At 63.0% G+C, this 23130-nt stretch carries 27 protein-coding genes; 9 read left to right on the top strand and 18 right to left on the bottom strand.

Annotated features, from left to right (window positions below):
* Positions 1 to 132: 132 nt before the first annotated feature.
* From I6E73_RS01825 to I6E73_RS01800, 6 genes are all read right to left on the bottom strand, one after another.
* Positions 133 to 774 carry a hypothetical protein gene (locus I6E73_RS01825; RefSeq protein ID WP_197122646.1) on the bottom strand — a complete coding sequence of 214 codons (642 nt, stop codon included), beginning with the start codon at positions 772 to 774 and terminating at the stop codon, positions 133 to 135.
* Between the two features lie 16 nt (positions 775 to 790).
* Positions 791 to 1453 carry a hypothetical protein gene (locus I6E73_RS01820; protein WP_197122644.1) on the bottom strand — a complete coding sequence of 221 codons (663 nt, stop codon included), beginning with the start codon at positions 1451 to 1453 and terminating at the stop codon, positions 791 to 793.
* Positions 1454 to 1528: 75 nt separating this feature from the next.
* Positions 1529 to 2206: a hypothetical protein gene (locus I6E73_RS01815; protein WP_197122643.1), complete on the bottom strand. Its 678-nt coding sequence runs from the start codon at positions 2204 to 2206 to the stop codon at positions 1529 to 1531.
* A gap of 81 nt (positions 2207 to 2287) precedes the next feature.
* Positions 2288 to 3073 (bottom strand): Crp/Fnr family transcriptional regulator, encoded by a 786-nt coding sequence (locus I6E73_RS01810; RefSeq protein ID WP_231600508.1) that lies wholly within the window; start codon positions 3071 to 3073, stop codon positions 2288 to 2290.
* 7 nt (positions 3074 to 3080) lie between these two features.
* Positions 3081 to 3713, bottom strand: coding sequence for a class I SAM-dependent methyltransferase (locus I6E73_RS01805; RefSeq protein ID WP_197122641.1), 633 nt, complete (start codon positions 3711 to 3713; stop codon positions 3081 to 3083).
* A 9-nt stretch (positions 3714 to 3722) separates the two neighbouring features.
* Positions 3723 to 4472 carry a flavodoxin family protein gene (locus tag I6E73_RS01800; RefSeq protein ID WP_197122639.1) on the bottom strand — a complete coding sequence of 250 codons (750 nt, stop codon included), beginning with the start codon at positions 4470 to 4472 and terminating at the stop codon, positions 3723 to 3725.
* Positions 4473 to 4585: 113 nt separating this feature from the next.
* On the opposite strand from I6E73_RS01800, the gene I6E73_RS01795 reads away from it, so the two are divergent.
* Positions 4586 to 6025: an NAD(P)/FAD-dependent oxidoreductase gene (locus tag I6E73_RS01795; RefSeq protein WP_197122637.1), complete on the top strand. Its 1440-nt coding sequence runs from the start codon at positions 4586 to 4588 to the stop codon at positions 6023 to 6025.
* Between the two features lie 29 nt (positions 6026 to 6054).
* Here I6E73_RS01795 and I6E73_RS01790 read toward each other — a convergent pair whose 3' ends face one another.
* A complete protein-coding gene (locus tag I6E73_RS01790; RefSeq protein ID WP_197106780.1) occupies positions 6055 to 6699 on the bottom strand; it encodes a CDP-alcohol phosphatidyltransferase family protein in 645 nt (214 codons plus the stop codon).
* A 2-nt stretch (positions 6700 to 6701) separates the two neighbouring features.
* Positions 6702 to 7376 carry a TVP38/TMEM64 family protein gene (locus I6E73_RS01785; RefSeq protein WP_197122635.1) on the bottom strand — a complete coding sequence of 225 codons (675 nt, stop codon included), beginning with the start codon at positions 7374 to 7376 and terminating at the stop codon, positions 6702 to 6704.
* A gap of 141 nt (positions 7377 to 7517) precedes the next feature.
* Here I6E73_RS01785 and I6E73_RS01780 point away from each other — a divergent pair, with 141 nt between their 5' ends.
* The 4 genes from I6E73_RS01780 to I6E73_RS01765 are packed head-to-tail and all read left to right on the top strand — an operon-like array spanning position 7518 to position 11657.
* On the top strand, positions 7518 to 8795 hold the full coding sequence (locus I6E73_RS01780; RefSeq protein WP_197122633.1) for an ABC transporter substrate-binding protein: 1278 nt from the start codon (positions 7518 to 7520) through the stop codon (positions 8793 to 8795).
* Between the two features lie 35 nt (positions 8796 to 8830).
* Positions 8831 to 9655, top strand: a complete 825-nt coding sequence (locus I6E73_RS01775; protein WP_307784195.1) for an ABC transporter permease subunit — start codon at positions 8831 to 8833, stop codon at positions 9653 to 9655.
* Positions 9652 to 10539 carry an ABC transporter permease gene (locus tag I6E73_RS01770; RefSeq protein ID WP_231600505.1) on the top strand — a complete coding sequence of 296 codons (888 nt, stop codon included), beginning with the start codon at positions 9652 to 9654 and terminating at the stop codon, positions 10537 to 10539. Before I6E73_RS01775 ends, I6E73_RS01770 begins: the two co-directional genes overlap by 4 nt.
* Entirely contained in the window at positions 10536 to 11657 is a 1122-nt protein-coding gene (locus I6E73_RS01765) for an ABC transporter ATP-binding protein (RefSeq protein WP_197122629.1), read from the top strand. Before I6E73_RS01770 ends, I6E73_RS01765 begins: the two co-directional genes overlap by 4 nt.
* A gap of 46 nt (positions 11658 to 11703) precedes the next feature.
* Here I6E73_RS01765 and I6E73_RS01760 read toward each other — a convergent pair whose 3' ends face one another.
* Positions 11704 to 12396 carry a TVP38/TMEM64 family protein gene (locus tag I6E73_RS01760; RefSeq protein WP_197122627.1) on the bottom strand — a complete coding sequence of 231 codons (693 nt, stop codon included), beginning with the start codon at positions 12394 to 12396 and terminating at the stop codon, positions 11704 to 11706.
* Between the two features lie 124 nt (positions 12397 to 12520).
* Here I6E73_RS01760 and mgrA point away from each other — a divergent pair, with 124 nt between their 5' ends.
* Complete coding sequence (gene mgrA, locus I6E73_RS01755; protein ID WP_197122625.1) at positions 12521 to 13549, top strand: L-glyceraldehyde 3-phosphate reductase; 1029 nt, start codon at positions 12521 to 12523, stop codon at positions 13547 to 13549.
* Between the two features lie 128 nt (positions 13550 to 13677).
* Positions 13678 to 14703 (top strand): DUF3179 domain-containing protein, encoded by a 1026-nt coding sequence (locus I6E73_RS01750; RefSeq protein WP_197122623.1) that lies wholly within the window; start codon positions 13678 to 13680, stop codon positions 14701 to 14703.
* Between the two features lie 28 nt (positions 14704 to 14731).
* Here the strand turns inward: I6E73_RS01750 and I6E73_RS01745 are convergent, their stop codons facing one another.
* Together I6E73_RS01745 and I6E73_RS01740 are read right to left on the bottom strand one after the other, a co-directional pair.
* A complete protein-coding gene (locus tag I6E73_RS01745) occupies positions 14732 to 14905 on the bottom strand; it encodes a hypothetical protein (RefSeq protein WP_197122621.1) in 174 nt (57 codons plus the stop codon).
* Between the two features lie 66 nt (positions 14906 to 14971).
* Positions 14972 to 15709, bottom strand: coding sequence for an IclR family transcriptional regulator (locus I6E73_RS01740; RefSeq protein ID WP_197122619.1), 738 nt, complete (start codon positions 15707 to 15709; stop codon positions 14972 to 14974).
* A gap of 89 nt (positions 15710 to 15798) precedes the next feature.
* On the opposite strand from I6E73_RS01740, the gene I6E73_RS01735 reads away from it, so the two are divergent.
* Both I6E73_RS01735 and I6E73_RS01730 read left to right on the top strand, forming a co-directional pair.
* Positions 15799 to 16707, top strand: coding sequence for a sugar kinase (locus tag I6E73_RS01735; protein WP_197122617.1), 909 nt, complete (start codon positions 15799 to 15801; stop codon positions 16705 to 16707).
* A 34-nt stretch (positions 16708 to 16741) separates the two neighbouring features.
* Complete coding sequence (locus I6E73_RS01730) at positions 16742 to 17359, top strand: bifunctional 4-hydroxy-2-oxoglutarate aldolase/2-dehydro-3-deoxy-phosphogluconate aldolase (protein WP_197122615.1); 618 nt, start codon at positions 16742 to 16744, stop codon at positions 17357 to 17359.
* Between the two features lie 14 nt (positions 17360 to 17373).
* Here the strand turns inward: I6E73_RS01730 and I6E73_RS01725 are convergent, their stop codons facing one another.
* The 7 genes from I6E73_RS01725 to I6E73_RS01695 form a co-directional block, all read right to left on the bottom strand.
* Positions 17374 to 17811, bottom strand: a complete 438-nt coding sequence (locus I6E73_RS01725; RefSeq protein WP_197122613.1) for an OsmC family protein — start codon at positions 17809 to 17811, stop codon at positions 17374 to 17376.
* Positions 17812 to 17865: 54 nt separating this feature from the next.
* A complete protein-coding gene (locus tag I6E73_RS01720) occupies positions 17866 to 18630 on the bottom strand; it encodes an SGNH/GDSL hydrolase family protein (protein ID WP_197122611.1) in 765 nt (254 codons plus the stop codon).
* 6 nt (positions 18631 to 18636) lie between these two features.
* On the bottom strand, positions 18637 to 18825 hold the full coding sequence (locus I6E73_RS01715) for a hypothetical protein (protein ID WP_197106795.1): 189 nt from the start codon (positions 18823 to 18825) through the stop codon (positions 18637 to 18639).
* A gap of 67 nt (positions 18826 to 18892) precedes the next feature.
* Positions 18893 to 19537 carry a peroxiredoxin-like family protein gene (locus I6E73_RS01710; RefSeq protein WP_197122609.1) on the bottom strand — a complete coding sequence of 215 codons (645 nt, stop codon included), beginning with the start codon at positions 19535 to 19537 and terminating at the stop codon, positions 18893 to 18895.
* A 109-nt stretch (positions 19538 to 19646) separates the two neighbouring features.
* Positions 19647 to 20090 (bottom strand): adenylyltransferase/cytidyltransferase family protein, encoded by a 444-nt coding sequence (locus I6E73_RS01705; protein WP_197106797.1) that lies wholly within the window; start codon positions 20088 to 20090, stop codon positions 19647 to 19649.
* Between the two features lie 4 nt (positions 20091 to 20094).
* Positions 20095 to 21321 carry an O-antigen ligase gene (locus tag I6E73_RS01700; RefSeq protein ID WP_197122607.1) on the bottom strand — a complete coding sequence of 409 codons (1227 nt, stop codon included), beginning with the start codon at positions 21319 to 21321 and terminating at the stop codon, positions 20095 to 20097.
* A gap of 44 nt (positions 21322 to 21365) precedes the next feature.
* Positions 21366 to 22961 carry a Wzz/FepE/Etk N-terminal domain-containing protein gene (locus I6E73_RS01695; protein WP_197122605.1) on the bottom strand — a complete coding sequence of 532 codons (1596 nt, stop codon included), beginning with the start codon at positions 22959 to 22961 and terminating at the stop codon, positions 21366 to 21368.
* Between the last annotated feature and the right edge of the window lie 169 nt (positions 22962 to 23130).

Below are 23130 nucleotides of genomic sequence, written 5' to 3'. Positions count from 1 at the left end.
CTTGATTTACGGTCGCTTTGGTGGCCATCCCCCATCGGCCATACGCGGCGATTAATTCGCTGCGGGCAGACAGATCGTGCGCCCGGGAGCGCATGAGTGGTTGCTACTGACGTTAGCGGAGGAAGACCGGAGTCAGTAGGTGCGCGTGGGGTTCGCTACGCGAATCTGCTCCAGTACTCGCGTTGTGACTTCGGTCGCGAGCTCGTCACGCGGAGCCAGCACCCTCAGCCACAGGTCACCGTCGAAATAATGGCTGCTGAAAAAGTCAGACCCCGCCTGCTCGGTCAAGAACTCGAATGTGCTCGCGCCGCCCGCCGCCTGCTCAGAAAACCCGTCGTCGCGCAGTGCAGTCATGAGATTAGCCGCATCGCTTTCAGCGACGCCAGCGACGGTGACCTCGAAACCATACTCAGAGCTTGGCAGCCCCCACAGGCACCTCCGAGCGGGTGCGGCATTCTGAGAAATAGGTTCAAGTTCGGCGAGTTCCATCTCGCGAAAAGGGACAGCGTCATCCTCTTGCAACAACTCCGACCGGTCATTGGCAAATTCGTGCACTTCAACCAACGGTATGAGTGTCTCGCAGTCGGGGAGAACGAGAGGCTCAACAACGGGAGTTGGGTCAGGGCTGGGTTCGATTGGCTCGCTTGACGGCACCGCTGATGGTTCGGTCGCGGTCTGGGTTTCCGCTTGCACGCAGCCGGTGAGAGTGAGCACGATCAGGGCAGCGGATGCCGCAGCGATTGAACCTCGGACAGATTGCAGGTGCTCACTCATTGGTTTCCCTTTCGAATCAGTAGGTGCGGGTGGGGTTCGCCGTTCGTACTTGATCGAGCACCGCGTCGGCGACGTTAACCGTGAGCTCGGTGCTCGTGCCGGAGACGTACACCCAGAGGTCGCTCACGAAGTAGTGAGTCTGAGCGCTCCACCCGACGGCGGTTTCGAACTCCTTCTCCAGCGTTGTCACCGTTCCCGCGCTGGCACCGGTGAATCCCGTTGCGAGCAGCGCATCTTGCAGATTGGTGGCATCCGCCTCGGAAATGTCGGCGACCACCACGGTGAAGCCGCCATCCGAATTCGGAACTCCCCAAATACAGTTCTTAGCAACGGACGCATTGCCCGCCGCGGTGTCGATCTCCGGCAACTCGTCGCCGCGAATCGGAATCGTGTCGTCAGCCCCCAAGACAACGGTCGAGGGAGAGAACAGACTCTTCGCGTCGTTCAGCGGCAACAGAGTGTCGCAGCCCGGGAGGATCAACGGATCCGGGGTCGGAATCGGACTAGAACTAGGCGACGCTGTGGCCGGTGGAGCGCTCGCTGTCGTTGCGCTTTCTGGCTCCGCGGGAACGCACCCGGCAAGCGCTCCGCTCACGAGCAGGGCGGATGCCGCAGCCGCCAATATCCGTGTCAGTTGTCGACGCCCGAGTTCCACTTTTTCGCCCCACCCACTGTTCATGATTGAAGAGTAACCCCGTACGGCTCGCACCGGAAGACGGCAACTCTGGCTGATGCGCGCGCCGCTCTCAGGCCTCTAGTAGTCACGAGTCAGGTTGGCTGCGCGAACCTGCTCAAGCGCGCTATTCGCGACGGGAACCGTAATGCTGAAGCTGGTGCCTGCTGCGTAAACCCAGAGGTCATCGATCAGATAATGCGTTCGGCCACTGGCCTCTATCGGACCATCTGCTTCGAGCATGAGGGACGTTGCGCCGCGGCTTTCAAAGCTGAAATACCCAGCCCCCATCAGAGCCGCCGAGAGCAGGTCGGCGTCTGTCGGCGCGATATCGGCAACGGTGAGTCCGAAAATCGCACCCGAGTTGGGGAGGCCCCAAAAGCAGGTGCGCCCTACGGTCGCGTTCGCCCCCGCAGTATCGATAGCCGCGATGGGCTCGGCAGTGAAGTGCGCGGCATCTGACCCGTCTCCCTCGAAGTAGAGCTCGGTTGCTGCACCCCACAGGGCCCGTGCATCGGCGATCGGATACAACGTGTCGCATTCCGGAAGAGACAGTGGGTCAGCCTCGGGCTCTGACGACACTGTCGGCCCTGGTTCAGCCGTGGTTGGCGGCTGCGATGGCAACGGCGCTCCCCCATCAGGGCTAGCGGGCGTGCACCCAGCCAGCGAAAGCGCAACGAGAAACGCTCCGGCTGACGCCACGATCGCGCGAACGGGTGAACTCGCCACCCCTGTTTTTGGGCCCTGCAGAACATCCATGACAGCAAGGTAGACCAACCGCTCTACCCTGCGCGTGAGTAAGAATTACTTCATCGTGTGAGCGGAGCGTTCGCGAGCGCCTTAGCTGGACTGACGCGCAAGCTGGCCGAGGGCATCCGCATCGAGAATGACGACGCGGGCGCGGCCCTGCCGGATGATGCCGCGGCTGGCCAGATCAGACATGGCCTTGCTCGTGGATTCGCGGGTTGCACCGAGGAGCCCAGCGAGCTGGTCGTGGCTGAGACGAATCGTGGGGTTCGCGAAGCGAGGGGTGCGCGAGGTTTCCGCCAGGCGCACCAGGGTGCTGCACACGCGCGATTGCAGCGGGCGCAAGGCAAGATCGGTGAGGCGCTCTTCGAGCCGGACCACTTGCTCGCCGAGGTGACGCGAAATGCGGATCGCGATACGCGGGTCGGCAAGAAGGTACCGCTCGACATCTGCCGTATTGAGGAGACAGATTTCGACGTTGTCGATCGCTTCGGCGTAGTTGTCGTACATGCGCTGGCCGACCATCATCATTTCGCCAAAGACTGCGCCGGGCTCAAGAATGGCCATCGTCAGCGCCTTGCCGTCTTCGGTGACTCGGAAGATGCGGATGCGGCCCTTCTTCAGAATGAAGAGTGCCGTGACGGGCTGGCTCTGGCTGAAGACCATTTCGCCGAGCGAATACGAGCGCGAGGGCGCCATGCGATCCATCTGCTCAATCTCGGCAGGCGAGAGGTCGGCAAACAGGTCAACTTCGCTGAGGCAACTAAACGAACCGTTGTCGATCGGCATGAGTGGTTCAGGATCCCTTCGCTGCGGCGACCACGGGCGTTCGCTCGCCATCGGGGCTGACGCCACCTGCTTGCCGCACGAATCCATCATGACACGGTCACTTGAGAGTTCCGGTGACAGCGCGAATGTGGCCACCACGACGAGACGTCTGCCGCACATCGTCGGCTCGCTGGGTGAGCCACTCCCACGGATGCGCTTCGATATCGGCGCCACCCATTCGGCACGCGAGACGGGCGAGCGGGGTGAAGATCTTCGCTGCTCCCACCGGTCGCTGCATATCGACGATGCCTAGGCGACCGCCGGACCTGAGCAGTTTCTGAGCCCCCGCCAAGACCGTCGGGTGGCTGCCCATGACGCTGAGGGCGTAGGCAGAGAACACCGCGTCAACAGTGGGAACCACGCCGTCAACGGCAAGGTCTGCGGCCGACAGCTTCGTGGCATCCGCCTGCACTACGCGCACGTTCGACCACCCCTTGCGCACCGCACGCTTGGCCGCGACCTGCAACATTGGGGCACTCGCGTCGACGCCGATCACCTGGCCCGTTGGACCAACCGCGTCGACAAGCAACTCAAAACTAAGGCCGGTGCCGCAGCCGAGATCCACAACAGTGTCTCCCGGGCGCAGCCCCATGAGCTCGATACCGGCAACACGGCCTGAACGATAGACCGCCCATTCGCCAGACATCGCATCGTAAAATTGCGTGCCGAAGCGGTATTTCTTCCACGCCATGTCGTGCGCCTAGCGGTATTCGGGGTTGGCTTCGAAGCCGAAGTGCTCGCCGTCGTTCCACGCCTTGCGCGTGTTTCCGTAAGCGGGGATACCGCCGGCGTTCTTGAGGATCGATGCCATATGCATGAGGTTCCACGACATGAAGGTTGTGTTGCGGTTCGTGAAGTCGTTCTCGAGACCGCCCGAACCTTCGTCGAGGTAGCTGGGGCCGGGGCCGATCTCGCCGAGCCAGCCAGCATCCGCTGCGGGCGGGATGACGTAACCAATGTGCTGAAGGCTGTAGAGCACCGACATGGCGGAGTGCTTCACGCCATCCTCGTTACCGGTGAAGAGCGCGCCGCCGACCTTGCCATAGAAGACGTACTGGCCCTTGTCGTTGAACTCGCCGCTCATTGCGTAAAGACGCTCGATGAGCATCCGGGTGACAGAGGAGTTGTCACCGAGCCAGATCGGTCCGCCGATGACGAGGATGTCGGCCGCTTCGATGAGGGGCCAGACTTCGGCCATCCAGGCGTCCTTCTCCCAGCCGTGCTCGCGCATGTCGGGGTAGACACCGATCGCGATGTCGTGGTCGATGAAGCGCACGTTGTCGACGTGCACTCCGGCACTGCGCATCAGCTGGATGCTGGAATCCATGAGCCCCTGGGTGTGGCTCATCTCGGGGCTCTTCTTGAGCGTGCAGTTAATGAAGACGGCCTTGAGCCCGTCGTAGCGGGGAGCGTCAGCAGGAACGGTATTCGCGTTAGTTTCGGTAGCCATGACCCGATGTTACGGGCGAGCCCTCCCTGCGAACTGTGATCTAGCGTACGGTTCGCTGAACAATGCGCTGCTAAACATGACTGGGGGCAAACGCCCTCTCGAAAGGAACACGCATGCCCGCTCAGTGGGATCTCATCGTCATCGGCTCCGGCAGCGCCGGAATTGTCGCCAGCAAGACCGCCGCCCGTTTTGGAGCACGCGTGCTGCTTGTCGAACGACACCGCCTCGGTGGGGACTGCTTATGGACCGGCTGCGTGCCCTCCAAGTCACTGATTGCTGCCGCTCATGCCGCGCACGTTGCGCGCACCTCGGAACGCTTTGGCGTCATCGCCGAGAACGTGACGGTCGATTTCGCTCGCGCGATGGGCCACGTTCAGGATGCGGTAGCCACGATCGAACCACACGACTCGGTTGAAGCCTTTGCCGAGTTCGGCATCGAAGTCGCCCACGGCGATGCTCGCTTCACGGGGCGCCACTCTCTCGAGATCGACGGCACTCGCCACACCTTCGTGCAGGCCGTCATCGCGACCGGCACCGTGCCGCGCGTTCCCTCTTTCCCCGGCGCGGACAGCGTCCAGATACTCACGAGCGACACCATCTGGGAACTCGACGAACTCCCTCAACGCTTAGTGGTTCTCGGTGGCGGCGCAATCGGCAGCGAGCTCGGCCAAGCAATGGCACGGCTCGGTTCTGACGTCACGATCGTGAACCGCAGCAGCCGCATCCTCCCCGGCGAAGAAGAGCGCGCGAGCGCGGTGCTTCACGCCACGTTCGAGCGCGACGGCATCACCATGCTGCACAACCGCAGCGCCGTTGAGGTCGTCTCGAGCGACGGCCTCAGTGGCGAACTCGTGCTCGACGATGGAACCCGCGTTCCCTTCGATCGCCTACTCGCCGCAATCGGTCGCACCCCCAACCTCGACACTCTCTCCCCCGAAACGGCCGGCGTTGCCATCACCGATCAGGGCTACGTTGACGTGGATGCCTCGCTGCGCACCACAAACAAGCACATTTGGTCGGCGGGAGACGTTGCCGGGCTGCCGAAGTTCAGCCACGTTGCTGGCGTGAGCGGCAGCACCGCCGGCACCAACGCCATCCTCGGATTGCGCCGCAAATTCAACGACGCAGTCGTGCCGCGTGTGACGTTCACCTCGCCCGAAATTGCCGCGGTTGGCCTCACCGCAGCGGATGCCGTCGAAGGAAAGCACCGCGTCTTTACCGGCGAACACAGTGCCACTGATCGCGCCATTGCTGAAGGCGACGACGACGGCTTCGCGCAGATCGTTGTGAACTCCGGCGGGCGCGTGCTCGGCGGAACAATCGTCGGCCCCCGTGCCGGAGAAAGCCTCGGCGAGCTGACGGTTGCCGTGAGCGCAAAACTCTCCACGAGCACTCTGGCCAGCGCCACTCACGCCTACCCGACGTTCACCGATGCGCTGTGGAATGCCGCGATCGCCGACGTGCAATTCCGCTTGAAGAGCGGAGTCGTGAAGTCGGGCATCCAACTGCTGGCTCGAGTGCGGCGTGCGCTGTTGGGCACGCCCCGCGACTAGAGGTGAGGCGGCCCGGCGAGAAGGCGGCGCTAGCGCAGTATGCGGTAGCCGACGATCATGCGCTGGGCAGCGCTGACGAGAACGACAACGCTCCAGACGAGTGCGATCTGCCAGGCAATGAACGGCAGCGCGAGCCAGAGGGTATGCACGAAGACGGTTTCGCCGCCCTCGGCGATGCGTCCGAGAAAGAACAGCGAGCGATTGTCGTCGTCTGAAAGCGTGCGGCCGGTGCGTTCAGCGATCGAGGAGAACGCCAAGAACGCTGCTCCGTTGATGTAGTACGCGAACAGCACGACCAAGAACGGCCACCACGGCGCATCGAAGGCGGTCGTGGCGCCGATTGCGACGCCCAGAACCGTCGCGCCGTAAACCACGAAGTCGGCGACGATATCGAGAAAACCGCCCGCTTCGCTCGCCGTGGCGGGCCGGGGTACGGATGCCGCAGCGCGCCGGCGGCGAGCCAGCGTTCCGTCGAGCCCGTCGAGCACTCGCGAGAGCAACCACGCCACGAGGGCCAACGCCCAGAGCTGAGTTGCGGCGAGCGCGGCACTGCTCAACCCGATCACGAGTCCGGCGATGGTGAGCCGGTCGGGGGTGATCCAGGGCACGTCGAGCGCGGAAGCCATTGCGTTGAGAGGTTTACTGACCGCCCGACGCAGCTGGACATCCAGCATCGTTAGTTGTTCTCCGCAGCCGCTGCGGCCGCCGCATCTTTCTTGCGGAGCCGGCCAGCAACGATGCCACCGCCGATCGTGAGCACGCCGAGCGCTCCGAGGGCGATGAAGAAGCCAGTGTTGAGTTCGGCCCCGTAGGCGCCGACGGCGACGAAGGCCATGGTGCCGGGGATGATGCCGACGGCGGTGCCGATCATGTAGTCGCGCACGCGCACGGCGGTGAGGCCAGCGGCGTAGTTGATAACAGTGAAAGGAATGAGCGGGATAAGGCGCAGCGCGATCATGGAAAGCAGTCCGCGTTTTTGGAGCATCTCGTCGACGGCGCGAACCTTGCCGCCGGTGTACTGCTCAACAGCATCGCGGCCGAGAAGGCGGCCAATCCAGAAGGAGAGGGCTGCGCCGATAACGGCGCCCACGAGCACCAGCAGCGTGCCGATCCACAATCCCCACGCGAGCCCGGCCGCAATGCTGATCACGGCTTTCGGCGCTGGAGTGAGGGTAAGCACGGCGTAGGCGACGATGAAGATCACAGCACCAAGCAGTCCGGTGCCTTCTGCCCATCCTTGAATCTCGTCAACGGACGGGATTTCGATCGTGAACGCCACGATCACAATTGCGATGAGGAAGACGACAAACGCGCCAGCTTTCCACAGGGAAGAGGACCGGTTCTTTTTCATTTGGCCAATGTTATGTCGAGGCTCCGCGCTGCGTATGTGATGTGGCTTACTGAGCAACGAAGAAGTTCGCACTTAGTCTTAGAGTTCACTGCGCTGGGTGTCTGGCGCTTCCTCTTCCGTCGACTGTCAAGGAGCACGTGCGTGCCGATTCGCAATCCGTTTCGCCCCCAGCACTCCACGACCGCACGCCGCCGCATCCTTCCCGTGCTTGCTACGGCAGCACTGACCGTGTTGGCCCTGAGCGCGTGCTCGGCGCCGACGACCACTCCTCGCGGCCCCGAGTTCTTCGATTGGGCTGATGTGCAGGTCGCGGCCGACGGCCAGACCGTGAAGTTGTGGATGTGGGGCGGCGACGATCAGGGCAACGCCTACGTCGACGACGTACTAGCTCCGGCCGCGGCGGCGCAGGGCGTCACGCTCGAACGCGTACCGATTGCCGACACCAAGGACGCGCTCAACCGCGTTTTCACTGAGCTGCAGGCTGGCCGCAATACGGATGGCGCTGTCGACCTCGTGTGGATCAACGGCGACAACTTCCGCACCGGCAAACAAGCGGATGCCTGGTTCTGCGAGTGGACAGACCTCCTGCCGAACATGACTGCGGTCTCCGCCACCGACCCGCTGCTCACGGAAGACTTTGGCACCCCCGTCGACGGCTGCGAAGCTCCCTGGCACAAAGCGCAGTTCTCGTTCGTTTACAACTCGGCGACCGTGCCGGACCCGCCAACCACGATCGAAGGCATCCTCGAGTGGGCTGAAGCCAACCCCGGCCGCTTCACGTACCCGGCCGCCCCCGACTTCACCGGCTCCGCTTTCTTGCGGTCGGTGCTCTACAGCGAGTCAGGTGGCTACGAGAACGTCCCATCCACCTTCAGCGATGAGGCTTTCGACGAACTCTCGCCGGCGCTGTTCGACCGCCTCGACGCCCTCGCTCCGTCGCTGTGGCGTGAAGGCAGCACGTACCCCGCAACATCCGAACAACTCACCAAGCTCTTTGCCGATGGTGAGATCGACATGATGATGACCTACGGGCCAGCCACCCTTACCGCCCTCGTCGAGAACGGCACCCTGCCCGACACGACGCGAGTGCTGACCGTCGACGATGGAACGCTCGGCAACGCCAGCTTCTTCGGCATCCCCAGCAACTCCGGCAACATCGCCGGCGCGATGGTTGTCGCCAACGAAGCCCTGTCGGTTGAGCAGCAGGTCGCGAAAGCTGACCCGGCAGTGTGGGGCCAGTTCACGGTGTTGGATTTGGATGCTCTCTCTGCCGATGACCGCGCACTCTTCGATGCGCTGCCGCAATCGCCCGTCGTGCCGAGTTTTGACATCCTTTCGCAGAACGCCAACCCCGAACTCTCGGCCGAATGGGTCCCCGCTCTCGATGACGCTTGGCGCACGAGGATCGCTGCTCGCTGATGACAGCGATGCTGAGCCGGCCGCGACGCCGAGGGGTGCGCGCCACCCTTCTCGTGCTGCCAGCCGTGATCCCGGTCGCGATTGTGGTGATCGGTGGCATCGGCACCACAGTGGTGCAGAGTCTCGGGCTCATGCCCCTCGTGGGCACGCCCGCGTTGAGCGTTAAGACCTTCGAGGGCACCGACGATCTCCTCAGCTCGGCGCTGCTCTCCCTCGGGATCGCCGTCGTCTCGACCGCGATCGCTGCCGTCGTCGGCTTCTTCACCGCCGTGCTGATCATCTCCGGAAACTGGGGCGGCCGCATCGTGGGTGCGCTCAGCGCTGCCGCCGTCACCGTGCCCCACCTCGTCGGCGCCGCGAGCGTTGGACTCCTCCTCTCCGACTCTGGTGTGCTCGCGCGCATTTTCGGCATCCCGCCAGAGTCATGGCCCGCGCTCGTCGCCGGCCCCACCTGGTTTGCCGTCATCGCCGAGTACGCGTGGAAAGAGTCAGCGTTCATCGCGCTCATCATTGTCGGCACCCTCGCCACCCGCATCACGTCCTACGACGAAACTGCCGCGGTGCTCGGCGCTCACCGCGGAGCACGGCTGCGCTTCGTCGTTTTGCCGCTGGCCGCCCCGTCGCTACTCGTGGCATCCACTATCGCTTTCGCCTACACGCTCGGCTCCTATGAGGTCGCATGGCTGCTCGGCAAGACCTACCCTGAGCCGCTCTCGGTGATGGCGCTTCGCCTCTTCAACTCAGCTAGCCTCACCGCTCGGCCGGAAGCGGCCGCCGTTGCCGTGATTACTCTGCTTCTCACTGCCGCCGTTGTGGTGCTCGCCATGCTCGGACTCCGCCGGATGCGAGCGTGGCAATGACCGTCACCACTACGAGCGTCGACCTCGACACTGCGCGCAGCAACCAGCAGCAGCGGCGGATGCCCGGAGATCATGGTCGGCCCCTGACCCAGTCTCGCGGGCTCGCCCGTGCCCTGCGCATCCTGTCGACCGCGCTGATTGCGCTGTGGTTCGCGTTGCCTTTCTTGCCGCTCGTGCTGTGGTCGTTTGCCGACCAATGGATGCACCCCGCAGCGTTTCCGATGGAGACCGGCACCGACGGCCTCACCGCCGCTATCGCCAACGGAGGCGGGCGCGCTTTCCTCCATTCGCTGGCGCTCTCACTTGTCGTGGCCGCGATCGCGACCCCGCTCGGAGCGATGGCGGCCCGCGCCCTTTCTCGCGGTCAGGTGCGTTTCGGCAAGGCGATCACCGTTCTGCTTTTCTCTCCGGTGATGCTGCCACCCTTTGCTGCGGTACTCGGCCTCAATGTGCTGCTGTTGCGGGCATGGGTTCCTCCCGTTGTTGGCGTGGTTCTCGTGCTGGTGGCCGTCGCGATTCCGTATACGACTTTTTCGATGCGTGCCGCCTACGCCGCCTACGACGATGGGTTCGATGAAGCCGCCCGCACGCTCGGGGCGAGTTCGCGACTGACGTTGTGGCGCATCCATCTGCCGCTGATTGCTCCGGCGCTGGCACGGTCCGCGTTTCTTGCGTTCCTCGTGGGCTGGAGCGATTACCTCATCACATTGGTGGTGGGAGGTGGCCACCTCGTGACACTGCCGCTGATTATTGCGTCAAGCGCATCCGGGGTCGGCAACGAATCAAGTGTGGCGGTGCTGTCATTGTCTGCGGTGATTCCGCCGCTCATTCTGCTTGGCCTCATCGCTCGCAGCCGTAATCTTGACCCAGGGAGACAACGATGACCACCGAATTGATGACCTCTGCGATCACGCTCACGTCTGTCACGAAGAGCTATTCGACCACCGCGCCAGCCGCGCTGCACGGCGTGAACCTTGACATTCTGCCCGGCACGAGCACCGCCATTGTCGGGCCGAGTGGCTCAGGCAAGAGCACGATTCTGCGAATCATTGCCGGTCTTGAGGATGCCAATGGTGGCCGTGTGCGCCTCAGCGGTCGGGATGTCACCGCGCTTCTCCCGGAGCAGCGCGGTATCTCGATGGTGTTCCAGCGCCCGCTGCTGTTTCCGCATTTGACGGTGCTCGACAATGTCGCGTTCGCCGATCGCGCTGCGGGCGTCAGCCGTGCGCAGGCGCGGAAACAGGCCCGCGAACATCTCGAGATGGTGCAGATGGGCACTTTCGCTTCCCGCTCACCGCAGTCGCTTTCGGGCGGTCAGCAGCAGCGCGTTGCCGTGGCGCGTGCTCTCGCAGCGAAGCCCTCGGTGCTGTTGCTCGATGAACCATTCAGTGCCCTGGATCCCGGGTTAAAGGATGAAATGCACGCGATGATTGCGAGCATTCGTGCGGCCGTGAATCCGACTATTCTCTTCGTTACTCACGACCGCGACGAAGCGAGCGCGATGGCCGAACGGATCGTCGTGTTGGAGAACGGTCAGCTGCTGCAGCACGACACCGTTGATCATGTTTTTCATCAGCCTGCGTCGCTTGCCGTCGCCCGGTTGCTTGGCGGCAAGAATGCTTTTGCGGGCGTGATCGACAATGGCGTGCACCATTCCGCGATCGGTGCCGTCGCTATTGACGGCGACGTTGGCTCCGGCCGCGCAACGCTCGTCTTTCGCCACGAAGCCGTCACCTCCACGCTGCGTCACGCCACAAGCGGGGCGGATGCCGCTGCTCTCGCCACCCCTCACGCCGATGCTGCTGCCTGCCAAAGATTAGGCCCGCGCGAGCTTCGCGGCACCGTCACGGCTGCCGTTCAGCGTGGCCCACGCCGCGAACTTGTCGTGCGGGTCGGAGATGCGGATGTTCACACCGAGGCAGCTCCCGGCAATCTACTCTCGGTCGGCGACCCCGTCACCGTGAGCCTTCCCTGCGAAGCGCTGTGGACGGTGCCCGCTTAGCGGGCCAGACGCGGCGACCTTGGGGCGATCACCCGCCCCTGCAGGACTATGCCTGCTCTGGAGCAGCTTGCTCCGGCACAACTTCTTCTGGCACCGAGTCATCTTTGCGGATGCGGTGCGCAATAATCACACCGCCTAGGGCGAGCACGCCAAGTGCTCCCACCGCGATGTAGAACCCGCTGTTGAGCTCTGCCCCGTACGCCCCAACGGCGACATACGCGAAGGTTCCCGGGATGATCCCGATGACAGTGCCCAGGGCGTAATCCCGAATGCGCACAGCAGTCAGTCCTGCCGCGTAGTTGATGAGCGTGAACGGGAGCACAGGGATGAGTCGCAACGCAATCACCGAGAGCAGTCCGCGGCGCTGCAACATCTCATCGACGGCGCGCACTCGCCCTCCCGTGAAATGTTCAACAGCATCCCGCCCTAACACTCTGCCCAGCCAGAACGAGAGGGTCGCACCGATCAAGGCGCCGATCAGCACAATGAGAGTGCCTACCCAGAGTCCCCACGCGACACCACCAGCCATGCTCAGCACGCTCTTGGGAATGGGAGTCAGAGTGAGCAGTGCGTAGCCGATCACAAAAAGGGCAATCCCGAGACTTCCGGCGCTCTGGGTCCACTCGTGGATCTCATCCACGGAAGGGAGTTGCACCGTCAACGCAACGACCACAATTGCCACAAAAATGACAAGAAGCACGCCAGCGCGCCACAGAGTTGAGGTGCGGGGCTTTGTCATTAGGCCAATGCTACGTCTCCCGCCCACGCCCGAAGTGTGATGTGACTTACTCAGCAGCAGACTGGCCCCGATGAGGAACTCCCGTTCCCTGCTGCAGTGAGGAAAGTTATGGCAGCATTAGCGAATGGTCTATGTCGCTGATGATGCCCGTTACGAACCGATGCCCTACCGCCGTGTTGGGCGTAGTGGCCTTAAATTGCCGGCCGTGTCTCTCGGCCTCTGGCAGAACTTTGGAGATGACAAACCGATCGCGAATCAGCGCGCCATCCTGCGCCGCGCTTTCGATCTCGGCGTCACTCACTTCGACCTCGCCAACAACTATGGCCCTCCCGCCGGTTCTGCCGAGTCGAACTTCGGCCAGATTCTGCGCGAAGACTTCCGCCCGTACCGCGACGAGATGATCATCTCGAGCAAGGCCGGCTATGACATGTGGCCAGGCCCCTACGGTGTGATGGGATCGCGCAAGTATTTGCTCGCGAGTCTCGACCAGTCGCTTAACCGCCTTGGTCTCGACTACGTTGACATCTTTTACTCTCACCGTGCCGACCCCGACACTCCTCTGGAGGAGACGATGGGTGCGCTGCACACCGCCGTCACCTCGGGCCGGGCGCTCTATGCGGGAATTTCGAGCTACTCCCCCGAACTCACGCGCGAAGCCGTGCGCATCATGAACGACCTCGGAACGCCTCTGGTCATCCACCAGCCCTCGTACTCCATGTTCAACCGGTGGATCGAAAACGGTCTGCTCGACACCGTGGAGGAGCTCGGCTTGGGCACTATCGCCTTCTCGCCGCTCGCCCAGGGTCTGCTCACTGACCGCTACCTCGGTGAGGTTCCTGCAGACTCGCGCGCAGCCAAGGGTGGCTCGCTCAAGTCGGGAATGCTCAACGACGAAACCCTCGGCCGCGTAAAGGCGCTCAACGACATCGCTTCCGGACGCGGCCAGTCACTCGCGCAGCTCGCCATCTCGTGGGCACTACGCAACGACCGCGTCACGTCGGCCCTCATCGGCGCCTCAAGCGTGACGCAGCTTGAGCAGAACCTTGCTGCGGTTCAGAACCTCGAATTCGAGCCAGCCGAGTTGGCTGCGATCGACGAGCACGCCAAGGATGCCGGCATCAACCTGTGGGCGGCGTCGAGCGCGGTTTCCTAGACCGGATTCTTAGCGACAGAGCGGTCGATAGCGCGCTATCGACCGCTCTGTGCGCCATGTCACAGACACGAATAGCAGGCTCCTCTTAGTCTGGGCGAACACCACGCGCCACGACCGGGAGCCAGCTCATGAAGAAGCGAACAACCGCAATCGTGATTGCCGCCGCCGTCGCGGGAATCACCGCCATCGTCGCGGGCATTGCGCTGAGCGGCAGCAACCTCACCTCGCCCAGCGGTTCCGCGGGAACGACAGGTTCGTCATCCAGCGCGGTTGATATCCCGCCTTTCCTTGAGCAAGGCTTTGCCGCCACCGACTGGTCGCAGGCCGACCCGGCAATCAGCCAGGCGCTCAGCGGCGGGCCGCCCAAAGATGGCATCCCGGCGATCGATGAGCCCCGCTTCGAGCCAGTAGCCGACTTCGAGCATCCGGATGACGTTCTCGCCATTGTGGTGCAGGGCGACACCGAAACGAAGGTGTACCCGTACAACATCTTGGTCTGGCACGAAATTGTGAACGACACGATTGACGGTGCACCGATCGCCGTCAGCTTCTGCCCGCTCTGCGGCAGCGCAGCCGTGTACGACAGCGTGCTGCCCGACGGAACCGTCACTACTTTCGGAGTGAGTGGCGGGCTTCTCGAGAGCAACATGATCATGTTCGACCGCGAAACCGAGACGCTCTGGCAGCAGAGCACCGGCAACGCTTTGGCCGGCACGCACTACCCGAGCGAACTCCAGCTGCACAGCTTCCAGTTGCTCAGTCTGGGTGAGATCAAACAGCGCCACCCGGATGCCGTGGTGCTCAGCGAAGCTACCGGCCATACGCGCGACTACTCCAACAATCCCTACGCCGGCTATGACGACAGCGACAGCTTCTACTTCGTGCCCAGCCGAGTTGATGACCGCTACCCGTCCAAAGAAATCTTCGTGGCGTTCACGGTGGGCGACACCCACGTGGCCGCACCGTGGTTGACGCTCGACGATGGCATCAGTTACGAAACCACTGTCGCTGAGGGCACGGTCTCGCTCACGAAAACTGATGGCGAGCTGGAGATAATCGATCCAGAGGGGGCTGAGATTCCGTTCTATTTCGAGATGTGGTTCAGCTGGGCTGTGCAAAACGACGACGGTCAGGTCTTCGACCCGACGCGGTAGGGCTCACCTGCGTGCGCACGTTGCTCGCTCAGTTCCCGCGAGCCTTGGGCCCGGTTTCAGGATCCGAGTCACGATCGCGCTTGGCCGTCTCGTCAAAGACTTGGGGATCGCCGTTACCGCCGCCATAGTTTTGCAGGAACATCTGCGCGATATTGGCCGCGAACGCGCCGAGCCGATGAAGGAGCACGGTGAGCTGTGTCATGGCCTCACCCTACGGGCGATAGCTGAGAGAAGATCCACTAGCCCGCTCGTGCGCCCCTTCACCCGCTCAGGCCGCTCCGAGCTCCGTCGAGATCTCGCGCGCCACGCTTTGCAGCAGCGGCAGGTTGGCTTTGAGGGCGTTGAGGTCAGCGACCATCCGAATTGCTGTGTTCGAGAGTGCACCTACGACACCGGCAGGGCCATAGATCGGCACGGCGACGCAGTTCACGAAGTCCTCAAACTCGCCGTCGTCGACCGCCCAGCCGCGGGCGGAGACGATCGCGAGTTCGGCATCGAGCTCGGGGCGCGTCGTGAGCGTCTTGGGCGTGAACTTCTCCCACACCACGTTTCGCAGCACGGCATCCCGGTCAGAGGCAGCAAGTTCCGCGAGGATCGCCTTGCCAACGCCACTGCAGTACGGCCGGGCTGGGCTGCCGATGCGCGAATACATGCGCACACCGCTGGTGTCTTCGATCTTGTCGACGTAGACAATGCTGTGGTCGACCATCGCCGCGAGATGGATGGTGTTGCCGACCGTGCGGTGAAGTTTCGCGAGTCGATCGTGCGCAATTTCCCGCAGATCAAGGCTGTCGGATGCCTGATGAGCCAGAGCAATGAGGTGCAGCCCGAGCACGTACTCGCCATTCTTTCGCTTGCGCAGGTAGCCAACTTCTTCGAGCGACTGTACTTCGCGGAACATCGTTGAGCGGTGCACTCCGAACTCCTCGGCGAGCTCACTGACACTCGCCGGGCGACGGGCGATTGAATCGACGATGCGTGCTGCACGACGAACGCTCTGCGACATCCGGGCTCCCTCTCGTTGCTGCACTGGCGGAGCTTTGTCCCGCTCGAGTCTGTTGCACTATATGCAACAGTGTTGCACAGAATGCGCATATGGCCGATAGTGGAACCGTGCAGACGACGACGCAGCCGGAGATCATTACGATCGGCGAGACCATGGTGCTCATTGCGCCTACGGTCGCCGAGCCCATCGAAACCGCCGAACTGTTCCACCTCGAAACAGGTGGCGCCGAGTCGAACGTTGCCGTGCACCTCTCCGCTCTCGGCCATCACGCCGCGTGGGCAAGCCACCTCGGCACCGATGCTTTCGGTCGTCGCGTTGAACGCCAATTGCGCGAGCGCGGTGTTGATACCAGTCTCGTGAAATTCACTCCGGATGCCCCCACCGGCTTTTACTTCAAAGATCCCGGCAACGGTGTGACCTACTATCGCGCGGGTTCTGCGGCGTCGGCAATGACACCGGATGATCTCGGTGAGGTTCCGTTCGAGCAGGCGGCCATCACTCACATCTCGGGGATCACGCCGTCGCTCTCAGCCACGTGTGCCGCGCTCATCGAGTCAGTGCTCGATCGCGCCCAGCACAGCGACACTGTTGTGAGCTTCGACGTCAACTACCGCGCCGCTCTCTGGCCCATCGAAGAGGCCGGGCCAACTCTCCTCGCTCTCGCCCGCCGCGCCGACATCGTGCTCGTCGGTCTCGATGAGGCCGAAGTGCTGTGGGGCACGACCACGCCGGAAGAAGTGCGGGCGCTGCTCGACGCCCCCGGCATCCTCGTGATCAAAGACGGCGACGTCGGCGCGACAGAGTTCAGCGCCGAGGGCAGCGTCTTCGTGCCCGCCCACAAGGTCGACGTCGTTGAAGCCGTCGGAGCGGGCGACGCGTTCGCTGCCGGCTACCTCAGCGGCTACCTCACCGGGCTCTCCCCCGAGCAGCGCTTGAGCCTCGGCCACGACCGCGCTGCCCTCGTTCTGCAATCGACAACCGACCTCCCCACGCTCTAACTTTTCTCCCCACACCGCTGAAAGGCTCACTCTCATGGCTCAGATCTCTAACGAATCCCTCGACCAGCTCTTCGAAGGCCAGCCCCTCATGGCGATCCTTCGCGGCTTCGGCGTCGACCGCAGTGTTGCCCTCGCGCGCACCGCGTGGGAGCTCGGCATCGACTCCGTAGAAGTGCCCATCCAGAGCGACGAAGATGTTGAAGCACTGCGCGCCGTCGTTGCTGCAGGCAAGGAGCTCGGCAAGTCTGTCGGCGCCGGAACCGTCGTCACCCTCGAGCACGTGCGCCAAGCTGCGGAGGCCGGAGCGGCCTTCACCGTCAGCCCCGGCTTCGACCTCGACGTCGTTCGCGCCTCGTTCGAAGCGGGAATGCCCCCGCTGCCGGGCGTTGCCTCCGCGACCGAGGTTCAGACCGCACAAGCCGCTGGCCTCACCTGGGTGAAGGCCTTCCCGGCATCCCTCTTGGGCACAAGCTGGTTCGGCGCAATGCGCGGACCGTTCCCCGCGATGCGATTCGTCGCCACCGGCGGAATGGATGCCGGCAACGCCGGCGAGTACCTCACCGCGGGCGCAAAGGTTGTTGCGGTCGGTTCGGCACTCGCCGATGAGACCCAGTTGCCGCGTCTCGCGGAACTGCTCGCCGCGCGCAACTAGCTCGCCGCGCGCGCCTAGATCTCGGCGGAGGGCTTGACCACAACAATGGTGCCGTGCACGTCGGCAACCGCCGCGAGCGTGTTGTACACGGTGCCGTAGTGGCTGAGGTTGCGGTGCAACATTTCGACCCGTCGTTCGTCTTCGTTCGTGACAAGGCGGATTTCGTATTCGAACTCGACGAATTTCGGCGGCGCATCTTGGCGGCGGGCGCGAACATCAATTTCAGCACTCTCGTAGCTGAACGGGATGAGCGCACCAGATCGCTCGAGGTTCTTGAGCATGCACGCGGCCAACGCTGATGCGAGCAGATCTGCTGGCCCTGGCAGCGCAGAAGACTCTGCGGCACCCCACAGCGCATCGATCGGAATCGTCTGATTTCCGGCCTGAATTGACGCCTCGTGACGGGCAACGCTTCGCCCGTGAACTTCGTAAGTAGTCGGTGCCGTTGTCATGAGAGCTCCTTCATCGTTGTGCGGCGCCAGCCTCGCCAACGCCGCCGGAAAAACCTAGCGCCCCGCGATCTCCACGGGCTGCAAGGTCGCACTCTTCGGTTCGCGGTTGTCGCCCGAGGAACGCCCCGTGAGACGGCGGCCGATCCACGGGAGCACGTATTCACGCCAGTAGGCCGCAGTGCGGGGGCGAGCGTCATCCGCTGGCCCCTCATCAGCGCCAAAGTCGGGCACCGCAATCTCGAGCGCCGACAACACGTTGCTCGCCACGCGGGCATGCCCGCGCGCGTTGAGGTGCAGTTTGTCGACCGACCAGTACTGCAGCTTGGTGAGTTCGGCATCCGCCCAGTTGTTGACGAAAGTCACGTTGTCCTTCGACGCCCGCGACATGACCTCGTGAGCTAAACGATCACCGCGCGTGGCCATCACCGATCCGAACGGCAAGTGCTTGCTCGGGTTTCCGCCACTGAGTAAGAGAACGTGGATGCCGCTGGCCGTGGCCGTATCGACTGCGGCCAGTAGTTGGTCGGTGATCGATTCCAGCGAGACTTTGGGGCGCATGATGTCGTTTCCGCCACCATTGAGGCTCATCAGCTGAGGCCGGAGGGCAACCGCAGCCTGCAACTGCTCCCCCGCGATGGGTGCGAGGAGCCGTCCACGGATGGCGAGGTTGGCATAGGTGACTGGCTCAGGCGATGCGAGCGCAAGACCGAGAGCAACTTGGTCTGCCCAACCGCGCACCCGACCATCCGGCAGTTCATCTCCGACGCCCTCGGTGAAACTGTCACCAATGGCGACGTAGCTAGCGAACTGGTGAGACATACTGCGTTACCTTCCGAAGGGGGAATCGGGGCGGCGCCAGATCACGACGAGCGCAGTGGCGATCGGCCCGAAAATGAGGGCGAGAAGAAACCACACCCAGCGCCGACGATGCTTCATTTCCGCAAGGCCGGCGGTGACAATAGCGAGGGCAATCCACGCCCAACTGCCATCGAGAAGTGTCTGAGTTTCAATCATCCCGCCAGCCTACGCCTGGGCTGGGACGCAGCGGCCACGTGCCAGAAACCAGCACGCGGCCGAGGCACTAAAGAGCCTTGATCGCCTCGATGACGTCGGCGGGCTCGGCACGCAACTTGTAGTCCGCCTGCACGAACGCGTACGCGATAGTGCCGTCTTGCGCGATCACGTAGGTTGCGGGAAGCGGCAGCTGCCAGCCAGTCGCACCGTTGGACTTCACGAGGTCGTAACCGGACTTTTCGTAGAACGCCTTGGTGCGGTCATCCACGGGGTGAAGGAGTCCGAAGCCGTTGATCGCTTCGAGCTCGCCGTCGGAGAGCACGGGGAATTCGAGGTTGTGCTTCTCTTCGAGAGAGAGGGACTCGTCGGGGGTTTGCGGCGAGATCGCCACGAGCGTTGCTCCAGCGGCGCGGAACTCGGGAAGCATGTCCTGCAGGGCCTTGAGTTCGATGTTGCAGTAGGGGCACCAGGAGCCGCGGTAAAACGCGATCGCAACGGGGCCCTTTTCGAGCAATTCGCTGAGGCGCACCGTGTTGCCTTCGGCATCCGGCAGCGAGAAGTCAGGGGCGGTGTCGCCGACCTTGAGCGCGTTGTTGACGATGCCAGCCTTTTCGACTTCGGTCACCGAGTTCGTGAGGGTCGCGCTGTCTTCGGCAGACTTTGTGGCCGCACTGTTGTCGGCACGTTCTTTGAGCTGCTGGGTGAGATTCATGGCGCTCCAAAAATTGGGGAAAATGTCGTTGCAGGGGAGAACCGCCCGCAACGCCACGCTATTCCGGGTGTCTGAATGGTTGCCGCGTGAATTGGGTGCGTTTGCCCCACTATGCCCGTGCGCGCGCCGACATCTCTTCGATCAACTCCAGCGCCCGCCGCAGGCCGGTGCTCGACGTGTTGGCCGTGTAAGGAAAGTACACAACCTCGACGCCGACGGCGGCGAACTCGCGCTCCAACTTCAGCCCCTTTTCGGTGCCGCGCCAATCGTCACCTTTGAAGAACGTCGTGAACTGCAAGCGACGCCACATCTCCAACTTGTCTGGCACCGTTTCGGCGACCGCCTCATCCACGTAGCAGATGCTGCGCACAATTTCTAAGCGCTCCTCAAGAGGAACTGTGGGTCGCAGCTTCTTGGTCTGCTCCAGCATTTCGTCGGAAACAACGCCAGCGATCAGATAGTCGCACTCTTCCTTTGCGCGTTTGAGAATGTTGAGGTGGCCAACGTGAAAGAGGTCGTAGGCTCCTGCGGCGTATCCAATTCTTTGAGACATGTGCTCACCGGGTTCGGGTCGGGGGAGGTGTGAGTTCTTCGAGGGGGATGGGCGCTGGTGCCACAGCGAGCGCGAACCGCACAGAGTGGTTGCGTTCGAAGGGGTAACGGTGCCCTCGCTCAAGGACGAGCGACGTGAGGAAGAAGAGCGTGAAGATCACGCTCGACTCGATAAGCCCGTTCTCGAGCGCACTACGCACGAGAAGCAGAACGAGCAGGGGAAGCGTGAGGGTGCGCAGTTCGCGATTCTTGAGACTGTCCCTCAGGGTGAAGAGCACCCAGATTCCGACCGCGATCAGTCCGAGGATGCCGGCCTGCGACAGGATGGAGATCCAACTGCTGTCGAGCACTTGAACATCCCACCAGCGCTGATCAACCTCGATGGTCTTGGCCGCGAGGCCGACACCGATCCACTTGTGCCAGGTGTCCATCGGGATGCTGAACACCGCTTGCCACGCAATCGTGCGGGAACTGAGAGTGGCGAGTTCACTGACATCCTGACCGCGAATAGCGACCTCAGACACCACATTCGTGAACGCCACCATGGCATAGGAGACGGGCACAAGCAGGATGAGGGCGATGCCCGTGGAATGCGGAACGGGCCACGCCAGCACGACGGCCAGCACCATCGCGATGACGACGACGATCAGGGTGGTGCGGGATCCGGTCGCCAACAGGATCGCGGCAAAGGTGACGAGCAACACCGACTTGCGCGGGGTGAGCCCGCGCTGCGCGATATCGATCGCAATAGCGAGCAGGGGCGGCGCGGCAAGCCCGGCGAGCTCGTTGGGTTTCATGGCGGGGATGCCACTCGGCAGCCGGCCGTCGCTCAGAAATTCGGGCAGCCCGCTCGCGGCACCGATAAGAGTCAGGATGCCCATCGCAATGAACAGGGACGTCAACACCTCGAGCGGCGCAGCACTGCTCGCCAACACGTAGACCGTGGCGGCGAGCAGCACGATGCGTACGGCGAGCACGAGCGACGGCATCGGGCTGTCTGCCGCTAGTGCGCCAACACACGAGAGGCCCACAACGATGAAGAGCAGGATGACCGATCGCACGCCGACTCGCGCGTGAACGCGAGCGCGCGAATGAATCGTTACCGCGCACAGAAAAGCAGTAAACGCGACAAGGGCTTTCGCAATAACCACGACATCAAAGCCGCCATCGAAGAGGGCATCGGGACGCCACGAGACGACGCTCAGAACAACGAGGAGCCACGTTCCGATCAAGGAACGTGAGACGGTACTGCGCCCCCGCTGTTCTGTCGCGAACATCAGTCCACGACCACGCGTTCATTCTCGCTTGAGCGCTCGGAGGCAGAGGCAGCAGCAGGCTCGGTGCGTCCTGAGGGCGGGGCAGGCTTAGGCGGTGACGGCTTCGGTACGGGCGTCGGCGAAGGTGAGGATTCGGATGCCATGCTCTTCTTCCTGTCGGGGCCAACCTTGGTCTCCGTTGAGGGGTCCGCGGTGGCAGTAGCGTTCGCTGTGGGCGCCGCGGGCTTGCTGGCCTTGCGCCGCAAATGCACGTGCGCTTTCGCGGGGCCGCCTGCGAAGTCATCCGGAGTCCACGTCGCCATCAGTTCGAGGTGGCGAGCATTCGGCACATCCGTCAGCACGACACCGAGCGGGCGAACCCCAGCAATACGAAGCTGGCTGACGGTCTGCGCAAGTTCAGCCTCGGAGGTGTGGTTGTAGCGAACCACGATCATAGCCACCTCCACGAACGGGGCGATGAGGGGAACGCTCAGCGGGCGACTCTCGGATGTCGCTTGCGTGATCACAACATCCGCTCGCGAAATGAGCCGCGTGAGCACCGATCGCAGGGTCTTGTCGGCGGCAACTTCGGTCGTTTCGGCGACCCCGGCGGAGACGAATAGTGCCTCCGAACCATCGAGCGTGCGCGTGACTTCAGGCAGAGTCGTCGACTCATTGAGCAGTTCAGCGAGTCCTGCGGTGCCGGCGAAGTGGCCAAGGGCGGTGTCATCGCCCCCAGAAACTTCCGCTTCGACAAAGAGCGCTTGCCTGCCGGTTGCAGAAACTGCACCGACAACGCCCAACGAGACCGAAGCGTGATTGGCTGTGGCTCCGGCCGGCGCGAGCAACAGGATGCGCGGCACCGTGCCACCGTTGGCCTGGGTGATGCGGGCGAGAGCTTCTGTGTACGCAGCCTCTACCGTCGACTCGGGGTCAGCACCGTTGCCTCGCGAGCGACGATGCCCTCGCGGAACGGCCGCGAGCACGGGCAATCCGGTGACGCGGCGCACATCACTGGGTTGACGCATCCGACGGTCGAAGCGCGCCAAAAGCAGGGCAAGTACAGCGCCGGCGGCGAGCCCCGCAACCAGGCCGAGACCCAGAATGACCGTCTTCTGCGGAGCGCTCGGTGCCGCTGGCGGCAGCGCCGGGATGAGTCGCTCAAGCGAGACCGAGAACGTGCCGAAATTTTCGACGCGGGAAACAAGGCGCGACAGACTGTCAGCAACCGCGTTGGCAATGCGGGCGGCATCCTGAGCGCTACTGGCCTGAGCAGCGATGTTGATGTTGACGGTGCTGTTGGGGTTGGTTGCCGAGACCTGACTGCGCAACTCTTGCACCGTGAGGTCGAGGCCGAGGTCTGAAATGACCGGCTCAAGAACCTCGGAGCTGCGCACGAGGTCGGTGTATGAGTTGACCCGAGCAAGGGAGAATTGCGATCGCTCCGCGAGCGTGGCGTTGACGTCTTTCACCGACAAGAAGAGAGTGGCGGTCGACGTGTAGGTCGGCGCGATGCTGAACGCAATAAGCGCAGCGGAACCCACTCCGACCACGACAGCAATAAGGATCGCACGCCATCGCTGCCGGAAAATTTCGAGATAGCTCAAACTTTCCACGCGTTGAACCCCAATCGGGATGGGTAACAATCAGCACGACAGTGTGCTGAACAAGCGTTGCAGGTTTCCTTACCCTAGTAGCTTCCGGGCGATTCTGGGAGAATAGATACCGGATCGATTCCGCAGCGCACCCCCGATTGCTGCGGTTTTCACGCCATAAGGAGCGCTA

Source organism: Salinibacterium sp. SWN248 (genome assembly GCF_015864575.1).
Taxonomy (GTDB): Bacteria; Actinomycetota; Actinomycetes; order Actinomycetales; family Microbacteriaceae; genus Rhodoglobus.
The sequence above is the reverse complement of the archived record's forward strand: the minus strand, read 5'-3'. Positions and strand labels throughout refer to the sequence as shown.

Excerpts from the sequence above, each read along its gene's own strand:
- I6E73_RS01825 (WP_197122646.1), bottom strand. The coding sequence starts at position 774 with ATGAGTGAGCACCTGCAATCTGTCCGAGGTTCAATCGCTGCGGCATCC.
- I6E73_RS01820 (WP_197122644.1), bottom strand. The coding sequence starts at position 1,453 with ATGAACAGTGGGTGGGGCGAAAAAGTGGAACTCGGGCGTCGACAACTG.
- I6E73_RS01815 (WP_197122643.1), bottom strand. The coding sequence starts at position 2,206 with ATGGATGTTCTGCAGGGCCCAAAAACAGGGGTGGCGAGTTCACCCGTT.
- I6E73_RS01810 (WP_231600508.1), bottom strand. The coding sequence starts at position 3,073 with ATGATGGATTCGTGCGGCAAGCAGGTGGCGTCAGCCCCGATGGCGAGC.
- I6E73_RS01805 (WP_197122641.1), bottom strand. The coding sequence starts at position 3,713 with ATGGCGTGGAAGAAATACCGCTTCGGCACGCAATTTTACGATGCGATG.
- I6E73_RS01800 (WP_197122639.1), bottom strand. The coding sequence starts at position 4,472 with ATGGCTACCGAAACTAACGCGAATACCGTTCCTGCTGACGCTCCCCGC.
- I6E73_RS01795 (WP_197122637.1), top strand. The coding sequence starts at position 4,586 with ATGCCCGCTCAGTGGGATCTCATCGTCATCGGCTCCGGCAGCGCCGGA.
- I6E73_RS01790 (WP_197106780.1), bottom strand. The coding sequence starts at position 6,699 with ATGCTGGATGTCCAGCTGCGTCGGGCGGTCAGTAAACCTCTCAACGCA.
- I6E73_RS01785 (WP_197122635.1), bottom strand. The coding sequence starts at position 7,376 with ATGAAAAAGAACCGGTCCTCTTCCCTGTGGAAAGCTGGCGCGTTTGTC.
- I6E73_RS01770 (WP_231600505.1), top strand. The coding sequence starts at position 9,652 with ATGACCGTCACCACTACGAGCGTCGACCTCGACACTGCGCGCAGCAAC.
- I6E73_RS01765 (WP_197122629.1), top strand. The coding sequence starts at position 10,536 with ATGACCACCGAATTGATGACCTCTGCGATCACGCTCACGTCTGTCACG.
- I6E73_RS01760 (WP_197122627.1), bottom strand. The coding sequence starts at position 12,396 with ATGACAAAGCCCCGCACCTCAACTCTGTGGCGCGCTGGCGTGCTTCTT.
- mgrA (WP_197122625.1), top strand. The coding sequence starts at position 12,521 with ATGGTCTATGTCGCTGATGATGCCCGTTACGAACCGATGCCCTACCGC.
- I6E73_RS01750 (WP_197122623.1), top strand. The coding sequence starts at position 13,678 with ATGAAGAAGCGAACAACCGCAATCGTGATTGCCGCCGCCGTCGCGGGA.
- I6E73_RS01745 (WP_197122621.1), bottom strand. The coding sequence starts at position 14,905 with ATGACACAGCTCACCGTGCTCCTTCATCGGCTCGGCGCGTTCGCGGCC.
- I6E73_RS01740 (WP_197122619.1), bottom strand. The coding sequence starts at position 15,709 with ATGTCGCAGAGCGTTCGTCGTGCAGCACGCATCGTCGATTCAATCGCC.
- I6E73_RS01735 (WP_197122617.1), top strand. The coding sequence starts at position 15,799 with ATGGCCGATAGTGGAACCGTGCAGACGACGACGCAGCCGGAGATCATT.
- I6E73_RS01730 (WP_197122615.1), top strand. The coding sequence starts at position 16,742 with ATGGCTCAGATCTCTAACGAATCCCTCGACCAGCTCTTCGAAGGCCAG.
- I6E73_RS01725 (WP_197122613.1), bottom strand. The coding sequence starts at position 17,811 with ATGACAACGGCACCGACTACTTACGAAGTTCACGGGCGAAGCGTTGCC.
- I6E73_RS01720 (WP_197122611.1), bottom strand. The coding sequence starts at position 18,630 with ATGTCTCACCAGTTCGCTAGCTACGTCGCCATTGGTGACAGTTTCACC.
- I6E73_RS01715 (WP_197106795.1), bottom strand. The coding sequence starts at position 18,825 with ATGATTGAAACTCAGACACTTCTCGATGGCAGTTGGGCGTGGATTGCC.
- I6E73_RS01710 (WP_197122609.1), bottom strand. The coding sequence starts at position 19,537 with ATGAATCTCACCCAGCAGCTCAAAGAACGTGCCGACAACAGTGCGGCC.
- I6E73_RS01705 (WP_197106797.1), bottom strand. The coding sequence starts at position 20,090 with ATGTCTCAAAGAATTGGATACGCCGCAGGAGCCTACGACCTCTTTCAC.